Source organism: Bartonella sp. MU37NMGALS (genome assembly GCF_042194015.1).
Lineage (GTDB): Bacteria > Pseudomonadota > Alphaproteobacteria > Rhizobiales > Rhizobiaceae > Bartonella > Bartonella grahamii.
This window is the reverse complement of the sequence record NZ_JBHIML010000003.1, coordinates 155,678-175,120: the sequence shown is the minus strand read 5'-3', so window position 1 is coordinate 175,120 and position 19,443 is coordinate 155,678. Positions and strand designations below refer to the sequence as shown.

Below are 19,443 nucleotides of genomic sequence, written 5' to 3'. Positions count from 1 at the left end.
TTTATTTATTTTTAAGAATGTTGATTGCGTTGGAAAGATTAAGATAGGCTTTGATAGGCAAATGATCTGAAGCAATGCGTGCAAGCGGTGAATGATGATTTTCAATACTTGTTACCAATTGGTGTGGAAAAGAAAAAACTCTATCAAGGGCTAAAAAAGGAAAGCGAGAGGGAAAACTTGGTACAACTTCAAAAGTGCTATCAAAATAGGGGAAAAAATGATTTAAAGATGAGCCTTTTCCCATCCGCCATTCATTAAAATCTCCTATGAGGAGTGTAGGCATAAGGGAGCGTTTTTGGAAAATTTCAAGGAGCATTTTTGTTTGTTGTTTACGAGAGTAACGTAATAAGCCAAAATGAGCCGCAATAATACGAATAGGGCCTGCTGCCATTTCCAACTCTACAATTACAGCCCCACGTGGTTCAATACCAGGAAGAGTGACTTGTAAAGTATCACGTACATATCCCTTTCGCAAAAAGAGAGCATTCCCATGCCAACCATGTCCATGAGGTGACATAGTATTAAGAGGTACAGGAATCAAACCGGTTTCAGCTTTTAATAGCTGAAGATTAATCAAACCGATGCGTTCTCCAAAACGTCTATCTGCTTCTTGAAGAGCAAGGATATCAACTTGTAATTCAGTAATAACACGGACAATTCTTGTAGGATTAAAAATTTTATCAACACCTACACATTTATGCACATTATAGGAAGCAACGGTCAGATCATAATTACTATTTTTATTGATGATGTTTGATTGATGATGAGAACGGCTGTGAATTGCATTTAAAAAGGAGCTATGGAGTTTTTGTTGGATAAAACCGGTAAACCAAGGAAATTTTTGCTTATAGGGTATTTTTGTCATTTTGCGAAAAGAATAGTCCCTAAGAAACAAAGGGTAAAGACTTACACTAAAAACAAAAGAACCTTGTCTCTTTTAGAAACAAGGTTCTTTAATTAAGTTATGATTTTTGCAATCAATCACGGTTTGAGCCAAGAAATTGTAGCAAGAAGACAAACATATTGATGAAATCAAGATAAAGATTCAACGCGCCCATAATAACTTTACGTCCTCTGGTGTCGCTTTCATCTCCTTCATAATACATCAACTTAATGCTTTGGGTATCGTAGGCTGTCAAACCAGCAAAGATAAAAACACCAATTACAGAGATAGCAAATTGCAAAGCGCTTGATCCAAGAAAAATGTTCACAATCATGGAAAGAAACAAGCCGATCAATCCGATGAATAGGAATGAACCGATTGTTGTGAGATCACGCTTTGTTGTGTATCCATAAAGTGAAAGAGCTCCAAAAGTTGCGGCGGAAATGACAAAGGTTTGCACAACACTTTCTGTCGTATAGCGCAAAACGATTGAAGACAGTGAAAGACCAACCAGAGCAGCATAACCAAAAAAGAGGCTACGAGCAGCGTTTGTACTCAATGTATTAATTTTAAAACTGAGGAATAAAACTGCCATGAGTGGTGCAAACATAACAATGTAAGAGAATGGCGATGTATAAAATGTTACTCCAAATGATGTTAGATAAACACTGCTATTGATCTGAGCTGCTGCTTGGCCCATATCCGTTGTCGTTGCTAATGATACAATTGCATAAGCGGCAGCAGCTGTAATAAGCAAACCAATGGCCATTGTATTGTAGACACCCAACATATAGTCGCGTAATCCCTGATCAATTGATGCATCGGCATGAGAAGCAGGTGCCGAACGTAAATCTTTAAAATTAGCCATAATATAAAATCCTTTAGCATATGTTCCGTCAGGTACAGGGCTTTAAAAGTATCTCTGTCATTATACAGATAAGCTTGGCATAAGCTTTAATTTGGCAAATACAAAAAACCCTTAAGAATCACTGACAGAATTCCAGTATACCTACTCTTATTATGGCGATTTATTTAAAAATTACAAGAGATTTATATAAGCAAGGAACCTTACAAATTGGTAAGGAAATGGTTCATTTTAATAAAAAATGTTTCCATTTTTCGCCATATTTTTACAAGATAATAAAGACTACACTCAAAAATTTTTATTATTCACAGAAACTATGTAATACAATCCTTTATAAAATATCCACTATTTTTGCGTTTATGAGAAGAGCGGCAACTATCATAACGCTATTTTTCAATCTTCAATATTGCACTTGTTTTGCACGGTTAGAAGAGCTATTGAATTGGATTTATATAACATATTGAGATATAATGATAAACTGTCTTTTTGTATGCTAGATAATATTCCGAATATCGTAAGATTCTCTGGTTGCAAATCTGTTTATATTACATAAATCAAGATTATTGACTTGCTTGTGTCTTGCAAGAGACATGGTTTTAATAAATTCAGCATGAACAGATTTCAAATAAAAGAGATTTAGGCTATTAAGGGCTTTTATTCAATATGAAAAACGGTAATTTATATTTATAATCAATAGGTTGATTTAAGAAGACACCATTGAAGATAGTTGAAAAAATGTTTTTTATTAAACAATATATAAACCAAAAAAGGAGAGTTTTTTAACGAAGCACTTAAGAAGGGCTCTGTAAAAAACAATACCTGTAAAAACTAAAAACATATGAAAAGCAAATGTTCTAAGCAAATAATAGAACTTTAAATGCTGTAAAATATTTTCTCTCTGAATTTGATAGAGGACATATGGATAAAAAATATTGATTTCTATTTGAGTTCATTTCTTTTGCATTGACCAAGTGTAGAAGTGTAAAGTTGAAAAATAAGATTTTATAATCTTATGAAAAGAAACACGAAAAACAATTAGCTGCAAGAATTATCCAAGAAAAATCAATTTATAATCAGGCTTATGATGGTCAATGATCTCTGTTTTCTAAGACAATGAGCATATCAATGAGAAGATGTATTGTTAGAATGATTTTTTGCTTTCATCCAAGCGCGCAATTCTTCAATAAGGATGGCAATAATACCGAGAGTGATAAAACTATCTGCAAGGTTGAAAATAGCAAAATAAAAAATATCATCAATATGAAAGAGTATATAATCAGTGACATGATGAAAGCGAATACGATCAATGAGATTGCCAATTGCTCCCCCAATAATAAGGATAAGGCCAAAGCGCATTAAAGACTTATTATATTCAGTATTTTTCCATAGCCATAGAAGGAAGATAATCACAATGATTGTGATGGCGATGATTACCCAGTGAGAAAAGGAAGAAAAAAACGAAAATGCAATGCCAGAATTACGCACATGATAAAGGGAAAGAAAAGGAATAAGCGAAATTTCTGTTCCTAAAGGCATATTGTGCATAATCCAGTATTTGACAGCTTGATCAAGTAGTACTGTAAAAGCCAAACCCAAGAGAAGAAAAGGGAGTGATTTAGGCGTCATATTTTTCCTCACATGGTTCCAGTATTAAATAGGGGCGACGGATTTCATAAAGCATAACAGCTGTTGCTACAGCTAGATTAAGCGAGTCTGCGCGTCCGCTTTGTGGAATACGCGCAAGTTTATCACACCGATTTGTAAGAAGATCTGATAATCCCTGTTTTTCATTCCCCATTAAAAGGATAATAGGGCCATTTTTGAAATCAAGTGTGCGATAATCCAGAGATCCTTTGAGATGTGTTCCAACGATCATACCTTTAAAGTGAGCAGACCAGTTTAAAAAGGCGCTTTCATCAAGACGATAAAGTGGCACAGAGAAAATAGATCCCATGGTTGCACGGACCGTTTCAGGCGAGAAAGGGTCTGTTGTTTCGCCAATTAAAATAACACCTTTAGCACCTACAGCATCAGCAGTTCGAATAATGGTACCAAGATTTCCAGGATCACGTACACGATCAAGCGCGATGTAAACATCTTTAATCTGTCCTTTTATCATTTCAAGAGAGTGCCATTTTTGCTTGAAAATACCAATAACTGTTTGTGGATTATCGCGTCGGGTAAGTGATTCCATAACCTTTTGTGAGGCTTTAATAACAAAACCACCGTTGGCTACAGCATGTGCGGCAGTATTTTCGATAGCGGCATTACCGATTTTACTTTTAGAAAAAATAAGCGTCTGTATTGTCCAGCCGAGATTGAGAGCATCAATGACCAATTTCAATCCTTCTGCCATGAAAAGACCTTCTCTATTACGGTTTTTCTTTTGGCTAAGTGCTTTAAGATCTTTTATGATGGGGTTGCTAAGAGAGGTAATTTCTTTCACTCTACCAGTTTTGGGTCTACACATATTCAAGCAATCCAACGGCTAAAAAGAGAAGTAGAAAGAGCACGTCCTGCAACTTCTTCACGCAAAATGAGTTCTCCTGATTCGACCGTACCACCAAGATTTACAAATGCATCACGCATTAAAGCATGAAGTGCAAAGAAGGAAGCACGAATAGAATAAGCTGTAAGGACAACAGAGAGCGGTTTATCAGAGAGAAGTTTACGACAATTTGTGATCATAGCGGGTAAATGATCAAACAGTTGCCAAATTTCACCATGGGGTCCACGCCCATAAGCAGGGGGATCAAGAAGAATCATATCATAGCTTTTCTTACGACGCAGTTCACGCTCGACAAATTTCATAGCATCATCGCAAATCCAGCGAATAGAATGATCTGGTAATCCTGCTTTTTCTTGATTAGCTTTTGCCCACGCAATGGCTTTTTTAGAAGCATCAACATGGGTAACATTCGCACCCGCTCGTGCCCCAATCAAAGAGGCAATACCTGTATAGCCAAAAAGATTCAACAATTTTATAGGACGTTCGGCTTTAACAATTTGTTTTTCCATAGAGCGCCAATGGGCATCTTGTTCAGGAAAAACCCCCACATGACGAAAGGAAGTAAAACGGCCTAGAAAAGGCAATCCATTCCAAGAAAGAGTCCATGTTTCATCAAGTGGCTTTTTAGGAAAATGCCAACGACCAACCCCTTCTTCATCACGGTTTCCTGTGAAAATAGCATCAACATCAGCCCATTGTTTTTGTGGTAAAGCGGGTTTCCATAGTGCTTGACCTTCTGGTCGAATAATGCGGTAAGCTCCATAACGTTCTAATTTTTGTCCATGACCAGAATCAATGAGAGCATAGTTTTCACTTACACCTGTTTCTAAAATAAGGGGCAACTTTTCCTGCGGATATCTATTGTTATGGGAGGAGGATTGAAAGCATTGTGCGGGCATGTTTTGTATCACGGTATATGAGGTATGAAAATATATTATAAAGTTCTTAAGTGTTTCGTAAAAGTGCAAAAGAGCTAAAGCCAATTAAAATATGTATAAAAAAGAAAAGAGCACCTTTAACTCTGTACTGAATATAAAATACAGAGAGAAGAGAAAAGATTTAATTAAAATACCATTACACCAGATTTGTAATAGACGTTTTCAATTTCTCTATCTCGGCGTTACTTTTTTTGAGAGCTTTTTTGTATTTGTGATAGGAAAACCAACTGATCAGATTCCCTAATAAAATACCAAAACCAAAGAAAATAAAGAGCCATATAAAGAGGGGAGCATGATAAGTAAAACTTTTAGAATCTGCTCGAAAAGGATCAAGGGTTAACGGAACCATTTGACGATTAGCAACGATAAAAACAATCAAAAAAGCTGCAAGAATCACACCGATACTTGTTAGAAGAATACGTTTAATTATCATAAGTTTCTCACTGATTAAGACGGTCGCGTAAATCCTTGCCAGTTTTAAAAAAAGGAATCCACTTTTCTTCAACAGAAACAGCTTCACCTGTTCGTGGATTACGTCCATTACGGGCTGAACGGCTTTTTACAGAAAAAGCTCCAAATCCACGAAGTTCAACACGATTGCCATTTGCAAGTGCTGTTGAAATTTCCTCAAAAATAGCGTTTACAATATTCTCCACATCCCGTTGAAAAAGATGCGGGTTATGACGAGCGATAATTTGCACAAGCTCTGATTTTACCACAATAGCCTCACTTTCACACAAAAATTTTTTTGTAATTGTGCACTTCATACATATTACAATATATAAACGGATAAAAGCAAAATAAAACGAAGAAAAAACAAATTGCAAGAAACAAAATTTGAAAATACCTTCTATAAAGGTTATACAGATTAAAAATGCGGAGTATTTAAGAGATTAGGAGAGTATGTCCGTACACAATCATTATGAAGCCTTTTCGACGCAATCATCTTTCGGAGATGTTTTTAAAAAAGCATCCCGTCATTCGCGTCGCGTTAGCATATTAAAATTTTTTTTACCTCTCTTAGCGTTGATTTCAGCGCTGGTTTTTTGTTGGTTTACGTTTTTCTTGGTTCCCGTTACTTCTGATTCTATGCCTTTGAATAATGAAGAAAGTGGCGTGGTGAATTTGACGATGCTCAATCCAAAGTTAGAAGGGTATACGCGTGCTCATGAACCTTATTGGCTTAAAGCAGAAAAAGCATTTCAAGACCATACACACTCTGGAATGATTGGATTACAAAACATTACAGCTAAAGCATTTATGGGTCAACAAAGACAGGTTTTTCTTGCAGCACAAGGGGGGGGGTACGATAATATTAATGGTTTTTTACAGTTGGACAAGCCATTCACCATTACGACGAATGATGGGATGATGGCACAATTTATGTCAGCGAGTATTAATTTATCCGAGGGACAGTTAAAAACAGACCAACGTGTTAATATTCAGCAAGCCGGTTTGCATCTTGCCGCAAATGCATTACAAATTCGAGAAAAAGGAAAAAACATGTATTTCCATGGTGGTGTGCATTTAGTGCTTCAAAAGCAATGACGTAATATCAATTTGAATCTTCAAAGGATATTTATAAAGAGAAGTATGTGTATATATAAACAGAAGAATTGAAATAATGAAATCGTACAAAAGATGGATAGGTGTGACGTTAGCTTTTAGCATGGGAATGTTAGGAGGAAGAGCAATTTTAGGATATGCTGAAGTGGCTCATTTTGGAATAAGTTTATCAAGCGACAAAGAACCGGTAGAACTTCATGCAGATTCTTTGGAAATACGTGATAAAGAAGGGATAGCGCTTTTTAAAGGTGATGTTTCAGTGGTGCAAGGTGAACGTCTTTTAAGAACGGCAAAATTAGTTGTTTACTACGATAAAGCACATAAAGAAATTGATAAAAACAAGGAAGATACAAAGGCATCATCTGTTTCTTTATTTGGTTCGTCGAGTATACAAAAAATGGAAGCTTTAGGAAAAGTTTATATAAAAATTGCTACGCAAATTGCTACGGGTGATAAAGGCGTTTTTGATGGAAAGTCAAAAATAATGAGTTTGACAGGGAGTCATGTTGTGTTAACTGATGGTGACAATGTGGCCACGGGGTGCAAACTAACGGCAAATATGGAAAGCGGAAAGGCTTTTTTAGAAGGTTGTGAGACGCCTAAGAAAAAAGGTCGTGTTTCTATTATTTTAAAACAAAATCAAAAGAATGGCCATTAAGATTTCATGTTTGGAATCAAAAGAAAAAAACAGACCGATAGGTATAATCTTGAAAGTGAAGCTTCAAAAAATCCCTTAAAAGGGACCTTGATTGCCAGTAACTTGATTAAAATTTATCGAGGAAGACGAACTGTTAATGGTGTTTCTTTTGGCATTCGTACGGGAGAAGCCGTTGGCATTTTAGGGCCTAATGGGGCAGGTAAAACAACTTGTTTTTATATGGTTATGGGGCTCATAAAATCTGATGGAGGATCCATTAAAATTGATGGATTTGATATTACGCATCTTCCGATGTATCGACGTGCGCGTTTAGGTATTGGATATCTTCCACAGGAGGCTTCGATTTTTCGTGGTCTTTCAGTAGAAAATAACATTAAAGCTGTTTTAGAGGTCGTTGAAAAAGATCGCCTTAAACAACGTGAAGAATTAGATAGCCTTTTACATGAATTTAAAATTGATCATTTGCGTAAAATGTCTGCACTTTCGTTATCTGGAGGTGAACGTCGGCGACTTGAAATTGCGCGCGCTTTAGCTTCTCGTCCCCATTTTATGTTACTTGATGAACCATTTGCAGGAATTGATCCTATCGCTATTTTCGATATTCAACAACTTATTCGTCATTTAACTAGGCGTGGTATTGGTGTTTTAATAACGGATCATAATGTGCGTGAGACATTAGGGCTTGTCGATCGCGCTTATATTATTCATACAGGGCGGGTGTTAGTTCATGGTTGTCCTAATGATATTATCAACAACGTTGATGTACGCAGAATTTATTTGGGAAATCAGTTTTCTCTTTGATTTTACAGCTTTCACGAGTTTCCATTTAAATTTAACCAAACATTATTACTGAAAATCTCCTTATTTATGCCAAAACTTCTTTTATGACTATAACCTTAATGTTGTTATTGAGCGGTGAAAAAGGCTTCATCATTAGAGGTTAATTTGTTGTTTTATAAGTTTAGCTTGCTCATGATTGTATTATAGAAAGATATCACTAGATTAACTTGATAATGAGTGATAAACGAAGCTCTTAATAAATGCGTGCATTATTGAAAGGTAAGAGATATTTATCATATTTTTCTCTGTCGAATCAAATAATATATCGATGATGCTGTTTTAGGTATTTTGATGGGAGCACCGGTTATATATTGCGGTTATTCAATAGGAGTTGTCGTATTTTATTGGTTTATATGGCCTATTTGAAAATAGGAGCTGGGCTACAGATATCAGGATAAATCTATAAATCTTTTAAACTAATCATTAAATCTCTAAAAACCTTTATATTCTTGTTATAAGGCGATGTTCAAGCTATACAATAATTTTCAAAGTAAAGGTCCATTTTGCTCAGTATGCTTTTCATCTTAATTTAAGGGCTCATTTTTAAAGAAAGAAAAACTCTGATGGCGAATTATACATCAACTCTTATGACAAGTTTAATAAATTTATGAATAATGACCTTTTCTAGAGTCGTAAGGAAATTAACTTTATGAACAACTTCATTTCTTTGGTTTCTCATGCCGTTAATGATGATCCGAATACTATTTATTGTTGTGATAGAAGTGATATGAGATGTATTGAGCCATCATCCATTATAAATTGAAAAGTAAAAACACATGCGATGTTGCGAAAAGTGAAAGAACATTAAGTATCTATACTGTTTATAGGTTTATTGATGAGCATTTTAGCGTGTAAGAGGAAAATTAAAGTATGAATTTGAGTGAGTTAATAGCACCGGAAGCGATCATTCCGGCTCTTAAGGCTAATTCGAAAAAACAGGTTCTGCAAATTTTAGCCGAAAAAGCTTCCAAGCTAACAGGTCTTAGTGAGCATGTGATTTTTGATGTTGTTTTACAGCGCGAGAAGCTTGGTTCAACGGGTTTGGGCGGAGGTATTGCAATTCCTCATGGAAAATTACCTGATATTAATCGGATCATTGGTATATTTGCACGTCTTGAAAGTCCTGTTGATTTTGAAGCTCTCGATGACGAACCTATAGATCTCGTTTTTCTCCTTTTAGCACCTGAAAATGCTGGTGCGGATCACTTAAAAGCTTTATCACAGATCGCACGTGTTTTGCGTCACACTGATGTTGTGCAAAAGTTGCGCAATACGCATAATGCTAATGCGCTTTATGCTTTACTGATTCAAACTTCAGAATCAAATGCAGCTTAGAAGATATTATGAGTGCATAAGTTGCAAGGTATACACCACGGAACGTAGAAAATAATATAATTTTTATCTTAAAAGACTGATAACAAAAGGTTATGTCATGCAATTTTGAGAAATCGTTTCTAAGCGAACTTTCTTTTTAAAGAGCAAGTAACAAAACGAAGTACTTGTTTTTTCTTGTTCTTGTATATTAAAGCATCTAAACATTATGCTTCGTGGATTCATTTATCCTGTTATACTGTAAAAAGCCATCATTTGAGGTGTGGAGAGATAAGGCATGTAAGTCTTCTTAATATATTAAATGCTTTTAGAATGTGTGGTAAATATTCTTAAGCAGGACTTGTCTGTAGAGCTTTTGGTTAAGTAAATCAAATAAGTAGGAAGACAAGAGTAGACTGCTCGACAAGAATCCAAACTTTTTCAGTCCAGATTGGATTAAGAATCTTCGTCCTTTGAAAGCGGGAAAGAAATCAACAGAAAAGTTTATTTATGCATCGAATTTTTCGTAAGTTGAGTTTGAGTGTTTAGGGATAATATTTTAATGCTCAAGAAAAAATAAGAGTGTATGCTCAGTATAGCAAGATATTGATTTATAAATATAATTCACTATTTTGCATGTTGGATGAGAGATGCGAATACTGTAAGATTCTCTCACTTCAAACCTGTTTATGTTGAATCAATCAAAACCATTTTCTTGCATGTTGTAAACGGAATTAGCGTGTGGATAAAAACTGTACAAGAAAGGGGTAAAAATGAAAGTTATAGCTTTAGGTTGGGTGAAACAGCTTTGTGCATGGGAAGATTTATTAAGATCCACTTTAATTGATTAAAATGTTGTTAAAAAATGATAAGGTTAGAATTGCTGTAGAAAAGGTTTTATATTTTTGTTGATAAATTACTTAGAAATAAGAGAAGGAAACTTTTCAAAAGAATTCTTAGGAAGTTTTTTATAACAGAAAGGAAAATGTCGTCTAACATATTAAAATAATATGATTAAGCTATTATAAGCTACTAAAATCATTTTAGAAATTAATAATTGGAGATAAAATATATAGGGAAATAAGATCAAAAGAAACAAAGTGGTATGTGATTATTGAGATAGAATCTGAATTCTTTATGTTTTATTATTAATATCTTGATAATATTTTATTATTTTTACAAGATATTTTGAAGATTGAGAAAAAGTGTTATCGGGACGATATTGAATACGAAGTATGAATGCACTATAATGGGCGAAAGATGGAGTATTTTGCGAACATAAATGTATTGAATGCATAAAGTCGAGGAGTGATATCCGTAAGGCGATTAAGCTTTTTTGCGGGGAGTACGGTGTGTATTTTCAAAATTTTGCATCAGATTGCTTGTGACATAAAGAGTATGGTTTATTTCTTAACAGAGTGATGGTATATTTTCATCTCGTTTTGAAGTTCTATAGCTTAAAGAAATCTTTTTTTATACAAAAACGAAATGAGTAGCGTAAAATGAAGATGTTATTTTTTAATGTGATTATTGAATAAGAAGTTTATGTTTTGGTAACGATTAAAAGGTCACAATGAAACGTAGAAATCTATTCTGGTTAGTGTGAAAATATTTCGCTTATTGAAGGAATTAAGACAATAACACATGAATATCGAGGAGTTTTTGTTGAATTTTTCCAATGAAGAGAATCTTGTTAGAGACTAAAGAAGTGAGCTAAATGAAGATGTTTGAAAAGACTGTTATTGCTGCATCTGTAATGGTTCTTGTTACAGCGGGCGTGGCATGTGCACAAACGCCAAGCCGTTTAAATCAATTTGAAGCGTGGGGAGCCTATTCTTATAAATCGCCCAAAAATACGATTTGCTATGTGTTATCGGTACCTTTGAAGGCTCTTCCAACGACAGTTAATCATGGTGATAATTTTTTCTTGGTTACCAAGCGTTCTCATTCACCTATTTCGTTTGAACCGCAGTTTATGGCTGGTTATACCCTTCAAGAAGGGTCGAGAGTGACAGTGACCATTGGAGGTAAGGACTTTGATTTTTTCACGAAAGATTCCTCAGCTTGGTTGGCTTCATCAGAGCTAGAAAAGCAGCTTGTTTCTGCTATGCGTGCAGGAAGCAATATGACAGTGAAAGCGATATCAAAACGAGGAACGCATACCACTTATACTTATTCCTTAAAAGGGATCACTGCTGCATTAAATGCAGCTCAAAAGTGCCATTAAGGTTTTGATAATTTCTAAAATAGTGATGTGAATTGGAAAGCAATGGCCATTTCCTATGACCTTAGACCAGTTGGTTCATGTTTTGCGCGAGAAACAGATAATGTGATCGTGAAGGAGAGTTCTAAGCTCTCTTTAATTGGTTTGTCGCAAAATGAGATGGTGCAGGCTTTAAAGACAGTTGGTGTACCAGAGCATCAAACGCGTATGCGTGTGCGTCAGCTTTGGCATTGGCTTTATGTGCGTGGCGTTTCAAATTTTGATGAGATGCTGAATATTTCTAAAGCAATGCAAGAAACACTTAAGTGTCATTTCTCCATTGCGCGCCCAGAAATTGTTGGAGAACAAATATCAAAAGATGGTACGCGTAAATGGCTCTTACGTTTTCCTGCGCGTGGAGCTGGAAGGCCTGTTGAAATTGAAACGGTTTATATCCCTGAAGAAGGACGTGGTACTTTATGTCTTTCATCGCAAGTAGGGTGTACGTTAACTTGCTCTTTTTGCCATACGGGAACGCAGATGCTTGTTCGCAATCTGACTGCGGAAGAAATTTTGGCACAATTATTGGTTGCACGTGATTGTTTGGGTGATTTTCCTGATAAAAATAACCCTGATGGGGCAATAGTTCCCATTGAAGGTCGCAAAATTACCAATATTGTTATGATGGGGATGGGAGAACCTCTTTATAATTTTGAAGCTGTTAAAAAAGCTTTATTGATTGCTTCTGATGGTGACGGGCTTTCTTTATCAAAACGTCGGATTACGCTTTCAACCAGTGGGGTTGTTCCTGGAATTATCCGAACCGGAGAAGAAATTGGTGTTATGTTGGCGATTTCACTCCACGCAGTACACGATACATTAAGGGATATGCTTGTTCCCATTAATAAAAAATATCCGCTTGCTTTATTAATGGACGCTTGCCGTAATTATCCTGGTCTTTCCAATGCAAAACGAATCACTTTTGAATATGTTATGCTGAAAGATATCAATGATAGTTTAGATGATGCTAAGGGATTGATTAAGTTATTGAAAGGGATTCCTGCTAAGATCAATTTAATCCCTTTTAATCCGTGGCCAGGGAGCAATTATCAGTGTTCTGATTGGGAGCAAATCGAGCGTTTTGCTGATGTTGTTAATCAAGCGGGCTATGCTTCTCCTATTCGGATACCGCGTGGACGCGATATTTTAGCGGCATGTGGACAACTTAAATCAGCTTCAGAGCGTTTACGGAAATCTGAACGTTTGCGACTTGAAAATGCCATTGGTCATTAGTTAATACAACTTTCTGCGATATTAAAGCCTATGCTTTTTTTCAGTAAATCAGCATATAATAGCATGTGTGAGACAGAGATTAAGATGGATAAGTGCTAGACGAACAGTTTCAGCTTTTATATGCTCAATGGGGGAAAATATTGTATATAGTAGTCTGTTTGCGTAATCTCTAAAATGAGGAGGAAACCTCATTTAGAGGCAATATGAAGTCTTAAGGGTCTTAACTAATTTCCATATTATTACCATACCTTTTAATTCTATTTTATGACTTTTAAAAGCATCTACGGTAATATCTTTTAAAAAGTGGAGATTGTATATTGCCTCACTCTTTTGTTTATTACGTTCTTTAAAAAGATTTCGCTTTACACACGAAAACTCCCGATTCGCTTATAACGTACAAGGGAAAGATATTGTTTGATTCAAAATAAACAGGTTTAAAATGAGAGAATCCTACAATATTTTTGTTCTCATTTAAATTAAAAACGATAAATTACATTTATAAATCAATGTTTTGTAACTATAAGGAGATGGAGGGCAAAGATAGTAAAAGTACCAGCAATAAGCCAGTCGAGAAAGCGAATATAAAGAGGATTTTTATTGAGAATTTTGGTAAATTTATGCGCTGTAAAAACGATAGAAATTGTAATGGGAAAAGAAATAGGAATATAAGAGAGTCCTAAAAAGAGTAGCTTTTGTGTTGCCATAGGATCATCCGCATTGATAAATTGTGGTAAAAATGTGGCGTTAAAGAGTATAACTTTAGGATTTAAAAGATTGATTCCAATAGCAGCAAGATAGTTACGTTTAGCGCTTTGAGATTTAGAAGATGTCTGTTCAAAGGAAAATGTCGGATTTCTCCGTAACGCTTGAAAGGAAAACCATAAAAGGTAAAAGGCGCCAACAATTTTTAGAAGAATAAAAGTGTGTGGTGCAGCAAAAATAAGCGCTGATAAGCCAAGTGCTACAGCGGTAACTTGAATGGCAAACCCTGTTGCACTACCCAAGGCGCACATAATTCCAGCTTTTTTGCTTTGTGTAATGGTTCGTCCTACAGAAAGCATCATATCAGGTCCTGGAATAAGTGCTAAAATCAACGATGCTAAAGCAAATTGTACAACAATAGACCACTCCGGTAGAAATGACACGTAAATCTCCTTTTATTTTTAAGCAGTATTCATTATTTACACTCTAAAGCGTTTTTATTTACCTTTTTTGCGTCTTTTTAATGTTGCTTAAAGAGAATTTATTTTTATACTTGTTGCATTGTTTTGATTTCTAGGTAGAAATAAAAGAGCAGCTCATATAGAACTTTGAAATGAAGAAGTGGCAAAATATTAGAAAAGTTGTTTTGGCTTATTCGGGGGGATTGGATACGTCAATTATTCTCAAATGGTTGCAAAGTACGCTAGGCGTTGAAGTTGTAACTTTTACAGCGGATTTGGGGCAGGGGGAAGAGCTAGAATTTGCTCGTCGTAAAGCTGAAATGTTAGGTGTTAAAGAAATCTATATTGAAGATTTGCGTGAAGAATTTGTGCGTGATTTTGTTTTTCCGATGTTTCGAGCCAATACCGTTTATGAGGGGACTTACCTTTTAGGAACATCAATTGCACGCCCACTTATTTCAAAACGCCTTATTGAAATTGCTAAGGAAACGGGAGCAGATGCAATTGCTCATGGGGCAACGGGCAAAGGCAATGATCAGGTGCGCTTTGAGCTTTCCGCTTATGCTCTTAACCCTGATATAAAGATTATTGCTCCATGGCGTGATTGGGATTTTAAGAGTCGGACAGATCTGTTTGAATTTGCTCGTACACATCAAATTCCTGTAGAAAAGGATAAGCAAGGCGAAGCACCTTTTTCAGTGGATGCAAATTTATTGCATTCTTCATCAGAAGGAAAGATTTTAGAAGATCCAGCACTTCCTGCTCCTGAATATGTCCATATGCGTACTCTTTCGGTAGAAGATGCTCCAGATCAAGCAACAAGAATCACTCTTGGCTTTAAAAAAGGTGATGCTGTTTCAATCAATGGAAAAAATTTATCTCCTGCAACTTTACTTGCAGAATTAAATCATTATGGGCGCGATAATGGTATTGGTCGGTTAGATTTAGTAGAAAATCGCTTTGTGGGTATGAAGTCGCGGGGTATTTATGAAACCCCAGGGGGGACCATTCTTTTAACGGCTCACAGAGCTATAGAATCTTTAACGCTAGATCGTGGTGCAGCTCATTTGAAAGATGAATTGATGCCACGTTATGCAGAACTCATTTATTATGGATTTTGGTTTTCGCCGGAACGTAAGATGCTGCAGGCAGCTATTGATTTATCTCAAGAACATGTTGAAGGTGAAGTCACGTTAAAACTCTATAAAGGAAACGTGATTGTTGAAGGGCGCCAAAGTAAAAAATCACTTTATTCGAGTGAGTTGGTAACTTTCGAGGATGATCAAGGTACTTATGATCAAAGAGATGCAACTGGTTTTATTAAATTAAATGCTTTACGTTTGCGTACATTAGCAATGCGTCATCAAGGCGATAAAGAAAAGAAATAGAAAGTTACGGTGACAAGTGTAATGTGGATTAGTGCTTTTGTATGAAATGCCTAGTTGAAGCATTTTTTCTGTTGGTTTTTACCGTTCTTTCGTTCAATATTAGAAGCTTATCTTTTGCGCTAATAAATATAATAAGCAAAACCCATGATAATAATAGCAATGAAGGCTTCGATAATCAAAACAAGTCAATTTTGCTTTATAATATTGAATGTTTTTGATTTTTATCAGAACAAAATATGTTTATAGCGAGGGCGGTTTTTGTATTGTGACTTAAGAGTATAAAGAAATTTTCATCTTTTTGCTTGCTATTATTGACGAATAAATTCAAGAACCATACACCCTATTTTGAAAGAGTGTAATTTTTAGGACAAATAATGATGCGTGATCAGTGTGATACCCTTAACCTTACGCCTGAATTAAAAGATGCAGCTTCTCAATCGAGAACTTGGCCATTTGAAGAAGCACGTAAGATTATCAAACGGTATGAAAAGACGGGTTATCCAGACAGTGTGATATTTGAAACAGGTTATGGCCCTTCTGGTTTACCGCATATTGGAACTTTTGGGGAAGTTGCACGTACAACCATGGTGCGTCATGCATTTCATATTCTTACGGAGAATAAAGTAAAAACAAAATTGCTTTGTTTTTCTGATGATATGGATGGTTTGCGCAAGATTCCTGAGAATGTGCCTGATCGCGAAAGGATGGAACATTATCTTGGTCAACCGTTGAGCCGTGTACCGGACCCTTTTGGAGATGATTATCCTTCTTTTGGGGCAGCGAATAATGCCCGGTTACGGGCTTTCCTTGATCGTTTTGGTTTTGATTATGAATTTGCAAGTGCTACGGATTATTACAGTTCCAGTCGTTTTGATGAAACGCTTTTGAAAATTCTTGCCTGTTATGACAAGGTTATGGCAATTATTTTACCAACATTAGGTGAAGAGCGGCAAGCGACCTATTCACTCTTTCTACCGATTTCTCCCTTTTCTGGAAAAGTATTACAGGTACCGATGATTGCGCGTAATGTTGAAAAAGGTACAGTTACTTATATTGAGCCAGAAACAGGAGAAACCATAGAAACAGAGGTTACAGGGGGCAAGGTTAAGTGTCAGTGGAAGGTAGATTGGGCAATGCGTTGGACAGCGCTTGGCATTGATTATGAAATGGCAGGAAAAGACCTTATTGATTCCACAAATCTTTCTTCTAAAATTTGTAAAGTATTAGGTGGAAAGCCCCCAGAAGGATTCAACTATGAGCTCTTTTTAGATGAGAAAGGGCAGAAAATTTCCAAATCCAAGGGAAATGGCTTAACCATTGATGAATGGCTTACTTATGCTCCAACAGAGAGTTTAGGGCTTTATATGTTTTCAAAGCCTAAAACAGCAAAAAGGCTTTATTTTGATGTCATTCCTAAAGCGGTTGATGAATACTATGCGCATCTTTCAGCCTATGGTCGCCAAGAATGGAAAGAGCGTCTGAATAATCCTGTATGGCATATTCATAATGGTTGTCCACCGCAGGTTGATTTGCCTGTATCCTTTGCGATGCTCCTAAATTTGGTAAGTGCTTCAAATGCGGAGAATGCAGAAGTTCTTTGGGGTTTTATTTCTCGTTACGCTAAAGGAGCAAATGCACAAACTTATCCAGAACTTGATCAATTGGTGAAGTTTGCTATTAAATATTTTGATGTTTTTGTTAAACCAAACAAGAAATTTCGTATACCAGATGATAGCGAACGAGCAACATTAGCACAAATTGAGGAAAAATTAGCTAATTTACCTGAAACTATTGATGGCAACATGTTACAAAATATGCTTCTTGATGTTGCACGATTAACGGAACGTTATCAAGATCATAGCAAAAAAAGCCCTGAAGGTGGGCCTGGTGTTTCCAATGTTTTTTTTCAAATGTTGTATGAAGTCCTTCTTGGACAAGAGCGAGGTCCACGATGGGGATCATTTATAGCGCTTTATGGGATTAATGAAATGCGTGCACTGATTGCTGAAACACTTGCACGGCCGACGGAGGAATAATGGAACGAAGAGTGCAGGAAGTAAAGCGACGCCGTACATTTGCAATTATTGCTCACCCAGATGCGGGGAAAACAACATTAACAGAAAAGCTTTTATTGTTTGGTGGTGCTATTCAACTTGCAGGAGAAGTAAAAGCCAAAAAAGATCGTATTCAAACCCGTTCTGATTGGATGAATATTGAGCGTGATCGTGGTATTTCCGTTGTGACTTCGGTGATGACGTTTGAATATGAAAATCATATTTTTAATCTCCTAGATACTCCAGGACATGAGGACTTTGCGGACGATACCTATCGCACTCTCACAGCTGTTGATAGTGCTATCATGGTATTGGATGGGGCACGCGGAATTGAGCCAAGAACACTGAAATTGTTTGAAGTATGTCGGATGCGGGATATTCCTATTGTTACGTTTATCAATAAAATGGATCGTGAGGCACGTGATCCTATAGAGCTTTTAGATGAAATTGAAGAAAAGCTTGCTCTTGATACTGCGCCTATAACATGGCCAATTGGTACGGGTAAAGATTTTGTTGGTACCTATGACCTTCATCATAATCGTTTTCGTCAAAAAGATGATGAGATAACACAGCGGATAGTTTCAAATCCCAGAGAGGTTGTCCATTTACTCCCTGAATATCAACGTTCCACTTTTATTGAAGGGGTAGAACTCGCTCAAAGTGTTTGCAAGAATTTTGATCTTCAAGCTTTCCGTGAAGGTCATATGACTCCGGTTTATTTTGGTTCAGCTTTGCGAAATTTTGGTGTTCGTGATTTGATCAATGCGCTTATTGATTTTGGTCAAAGTCCTCGTGATCAAAGTGCAGATCAGCGCAATGTCATAGCCATGGAACCTAAAATGACGGGATTTGTTTTTAAAATTCAAGCGAATATGGACCCTAATCATCGTGATCGTATTGCATTTTTTCGGGTATGTTCGGGAACACTTGAACGTGGTATGAAAACAAAGTTGGTTCGAACAGGAAAACCGATGACACTTTCGGCTCCACAATTTTTCTTTGCGCGTTCACGCCAAATTGCTGACCAAGCCTATGCCGGTGATATCGTAGGGATTCCTAATCATGGAACATTGCGTATTGGCGATACTTTGACTGAAGGAGAAGATATCCTCTTTAAGGGAGTACCAAATTTTGCACCAGAGATTTTGCGTCGTGTTTGTTTGGGCGATCCAATGAAAGCAAAAAAGCTCAAAGAAGCTTTGCAACAAATGGCTGAAGAAGGGGTTGTACAATTGTTTATTCCTGATGATGGGTCGCCTTCTCTCATTGGTGTTATTGGTGCCTTGCAAATTGATGTTTTAACGGAACGACTTAAGGTGGAATATTCTCTGCCGGTAAGTTTTGAATCAGCGCGCTTTAATTTATGTCGTTGGATTTCAGCGCAGAGCAAAGATGAGTTGCAAAAGTTTCTCAGCAATCACCGCTCTGCTATTGCGTATGATTTAGAAGGTGATCCAGTTTTTTTAGCGGAGAACCATTTTTCATTGAATTATGAGGCAGAAAGAGCTCCTAAAATAAAATTTTCTGCTTTTAAAGATTATCAAGTACGCTCTTAAAATAAAGAAAAATATTTTCTACAATAATTTGATTTATAATGATAATTTATCGTTTTTCATATTGAAACAATCAAAATCATTTGTTTTCACGTCATAAGTAGGATTGGTGTGTGCGTAAAAACACTTGAAGCAAGAAATACAAAGCCTCTTATAAATTTTCTCTATAGCCAAGAGCTTTCAAAATATTGGGCGAGGGTAAAAAAGTGATTATGGTGG

General features: G+C 36.3%; 17 protein-coding genes. 9 read left to right on the top strand and 8 right to left on the bottom strand.

The window, feature by feature from the left end; all coding sequences use genetic code 11:
• Position 1: 1 nt before the first annotated feature.
• From ACFIJP_RS03240 to ihfB, 7 genes are all read right to left on the bottom strand, one after another.
• The gene (locus ACFIJP_RS03240) at positions 2-865 is read right to left on the bottom strand and encodes an endonuclease/exonuclease/phosphatase family protein (RefSeq protein WP_375625513.1); all 864 of its coding nucleotides are present in this window, start codon (positions 863-865) and stop codon (positions 2-4) included.
• A gap of 112 nt (positions 866-977) precedes the next feature.
• The gene (locus ACFIJP_RS03235) at positions 978-1,751 is read right to left on the bottom strand and encodes a Bax inhibitor-1/YccA family protein (protein ID WP_375625512.1); all 774 of its coding nucleotides are present in this window, start codon (positions 1,749-1,751) and stop codon (positions 978-980) included.
• 1,119 nt (positions 1,752-2,870) lie between these two features.
• On the bottom strand, positions 2,871-3,374 hold the full coding sequence (gene lspA, locus ACFIJP_RS03230) for a signal peptidase II (RefSeq protein ID WP_375625511.1): 504 nt from the start codon (positions 3,372-3,374) through the stop codon (positions 2,871-2,873).
• On the bottom strand, positions 3,364-4,218 hold the full coding sequence (locus ACFIJP_RS03225; protein ID WP_375625510.1) for a TrmH family RNA methyltransferase: 855 nt from the start codon (positions 4,216-4,218) through the stop codon (positions 3,364-3,366). Before ACFIJP_RS03225 ends, lspA begins: the two co-directional genes overlap by 11 nt.
• A gap of 2 nt (positions 4,219-4,220) precedes the next feature.
• Positions 4,221-5,156: a class I SAM-dependent methyltransferase gene (locus ACFIJP_RS03220; protein WP_375625509.1), complete on the bottom strand. Its 936-nt coding sequence runs from the start codon at positions 5,154-5,156 to the stop codon at positions 4,221-4,223.
• A 175-nt stretch (positions 5,157-5,331) separates the two neighbouring features.
• Entirely contained in the window at positions 5,332-5,628 is a 297-nt protein-coding gene (locus ACFIJP_RS03215; protein ID WP_375625508.1) for a LapA family protein, read from the bottom strand.
• A gap of 7 nt (positions 5,629-5,635) precedes the next feature.
• Positions 5,636-5,914 (bottom strand): integration host factor subunit beta, encoded by a 279-nt coding sequence (ihfB, locus tag ACFIJP_RS03210; protein ID WP_012754445.1) that lies wholly within the window; start codon positions 5,912-5,914, stop codon positions 5,636-5,638.
• Between the two features lie 184 nt (positions 5,915-6,098).
• Here ihfB and lptC point away from each other — a divergent pair, with 184 nt between their 5' ends.
• The 6 genes from lptC to rlmN all read left to right on the top strand — a co-directional run bounded on the left by lptC (position 6,099) and on the right by rlmN (position 13,066).
• Positions 6,099-6,743: an LPS export ABC transporter periplasmic protein LptC gene (gene lptC / locus ACFIJP_RS03205; protein WP_375625507.1), complete on the top strand. Its 645-nt coding sequence runs from the start codon at positions 6,099-6,101 to the stop codon at positions 6,741-6,743.
• Between the two features lie 76 nt (positions 6,744-6,819).
• Positions 6,820-7,419: an LptA/OstA family protein gene (locus tag ACFIJP_RS03200; RefSeq protein WP_375625506.1), complete on the top strand. Its 600-nt coding sequence runs from the start codon at positions 6,820-6,822 to the stop codon at positions 7,417-7,419.
• 6 nt (positions 7,420-7,425) lie between these two features.
• Positions 7,426-8,220: an LPS export ABC transporter ATP-binding protein gene (gene lptB / locus ACFIJP_RS03195; RefSeq protein WP_375625505.1), complete on the top strand. Its 795-nt coding sequence runs from the start codon at positions 7,426-7,428 to the stop codon at positions 8,218-8,220.
• A gap of 909 nt (positions 8,221-9,129) precedes the next feature.
• A complete protein-coding gene (ptsN, locus tag ACFIJP_RS03190) occupies positions 9,130-9,594 on the top strand; it encodes a PTS IIA-like nitrogen regulatory protein PtsN (protein ID WP_012754449.1) in 465 nt (154 codons plus the stop codon).
• Positions 9,595-11,293: 1,699 nt separating this feature from the next.
• Positions 11,294-11,797 carry an invasion associated locus B family protein gene (locus ACFIJP_RS03185; protein ID WP_375625556.1) on the top strand — a complete coding sequence of 168 codons (504 nt, stop codon included), beginning with the start codon at positions 11,294-11,296 and terminating at the stop codon, positions 11,795-11,797.
• A gap of 42 nt (positions 11,798-11,839) precedes the next feature.
• Positions 11,840-13,066: a 23S rRNA (adenine(2503)-C(2))-methyltransferase RlmN gene (rlmN, locus tag ACFIJP_RS03180; protein WP_375625504.1), complete on the top strand. Its 1,227-nt coding sequence runs from the start codon at positions 11,840-11,842 to the stop codon at positions 13,064-13,066.
• Positions 13,067-13,569: 503 nt separating this feature from the next.
• Here rlmN and ACFIJP_RS03175 read toward each other — a convergent pair.
• Positions 13,570-14,211, bottom strand: a complete 642-nt coding sequence (locus ACFIJP_RS03175; RefSeq protein ID WP_375625503.1) for a LysE family translocator — start codon at positions 14,209-14,211, stop codon at positions 13,570-13,572.
• Between the two features lie 170 nt (positions 14,212-14,381).
• Here ACFIJP_RS03175 and ACFIJP_RS03170 point away from each other — a divergent pair, with 170 nt between their 5' ends.
• The 3 genes from ACFIJP_RS03170 to ACFIJP_RS03160 all read left to right on the top strand — a co-directional run bounded on the left by ACFIJP_RS03170 (position 14,382) and on the right by ACFIJP_RS03160 (position 19,227).
• Entirely contained in the window at positions 14,382-15,617 is a 1,236-nt protein-coding gene (locus ACFIJP_RS03170) for an argininosuccinate synthase (protein WP_375625502.1), read from the top strand.
• A gap of 374 nt (positions 15,618-15,991) precedes the next feature.
• The gene (locus tag ACFIJP_RS03165; protein WP_375625501.1) at positions 15,992-17,653 is read left to right on the top strand and encodes a lysine--tRNA ligase; all 1,662 of its coding nucleotides are present in this window, start codon (positions 15,992-15,994) and stop codon (positions 17,651-17,653) included.
• Positions 17,653-19,227: a peptide chain release factor 3 gene (locus tag ACFIJP_RS03160; RefSeq protein ID WP_375625500.1), complete on the top strand. Its 1,575-nt coding sequence runs from the start codon at positions 17,653-17,655 to the stop codon at positions 19,225-19,227. The genes ACFIJP_RS03165 and ACFIJP_RS03160 overlap by 1 nt, the downstream gene beginning before the upstream one ends.
• Positions 19,228-19,443: the final 216 nt, after the last annotated feature.

Bases quoted from the DNA above. Each gene is read 5' to 3' on its own strand.
- ACFIJP_RS03240 (WP_375625513.1), bottom strand. From the start codon at position 865: ATGACAAAAATACCCTATAAGCAAAAATTTCCTTGGTTTACCGGTTTT.
- ACFIJP_RS03235 (WP_375625512.1), bottom strand. From the start codon at position 1,751: ATGGCTAATTTTAAAGATTTACGTTCGGCACCTGCTTCTCATGCCGAT.
- lspA (WP_375625511.1), bottom strand. From the start codon at position 3,374: ATGACGCCTAAATCACTCCCTTTTCTTCTCTTGGGTTTGGCTTTTACA.
- ACFIJP_RS03225 (WP_375625510.1), bottom strand. From the start codon at position 4,218: ATGTGTAGACCCAAAACTGGTAGAGTGAAAGAAATTACCTCTCTTAGC.
- ACFIJP_RS03220 (WP_375625509.1), bottom strand. From the start codon at position 5,156: ATGCCCGCACAATGCTTTCAATCCTCCTCCCATAACAATAGATATCCG.
- ACFIJP_RS03215 (WP_375625508.1), bottom strand. From the start codon at position 5,628: ATGATAATTAAACGTATTCTTCTAACAAGTATCGGTGTGATTCTTGCA.
- lptC (WP_375625507.1), top strand. From the start codon at position 6,099: ATGTCCGTACACAATCATTATGAAGCCTTTTCGACGCAATCATCTTTC.
- ACFIJP_RS03200 (WP_375625506.1), top strand. From the start codon at position 6,820: ATGAAATCGTACAAAAGATGGATAGGTGTGACGTTAGCTTTTAGCATG.
- lptB (WP_375625505.1), top strand. From the start codon at position 7,426: ATGTTTGGAATCAAAAGAAAAAAACAGACCGATAGGTATAATCTTGAA.
- ptsN (WP_012754449.1), top strand. From the start codon at position 9,130: ATGAATTTGAGTGAGTTAATAGCACCGGAAGCGATCATTCCGGCTCTT.
- ACFIJP_RS03185 (WP_375625556.1), top strand. From the start codon at position 11,294: ATGTTTGAAAAGACTGTTATTGCTGCATCTGTAATGGTTCTTGTTACA.
- rlmN (WP_375625504.1), top strand. From the start codon at position 11,840: ATGGCCATTTCCTATGACCTTAGACCAGTTGGTTCATGTTTTGCGCGA.
- ACFIJP_RS03170 (WP_375625502.1), top strand. From the start codon at position 14,382: ATGAAGAAGTGGCAAAATATTAGAAAAGTTGTTTTGGCTTATTCGGGG.
- ACFIJP_RS03165 (WP_375625501.1), top strand. From the start codon at position 15,992: ATGATGCGTGATCAGTGTGATACCCTTAACCTTACGCCTGAATTAAAA.
- ACFIJP_RS03160 (WP_375625500.1), top strand. From the start codon at position 17,653: ATGGAACGAAGAGTGCAGGAAGTAAAGCGACGCCGTACATTTGCAATT.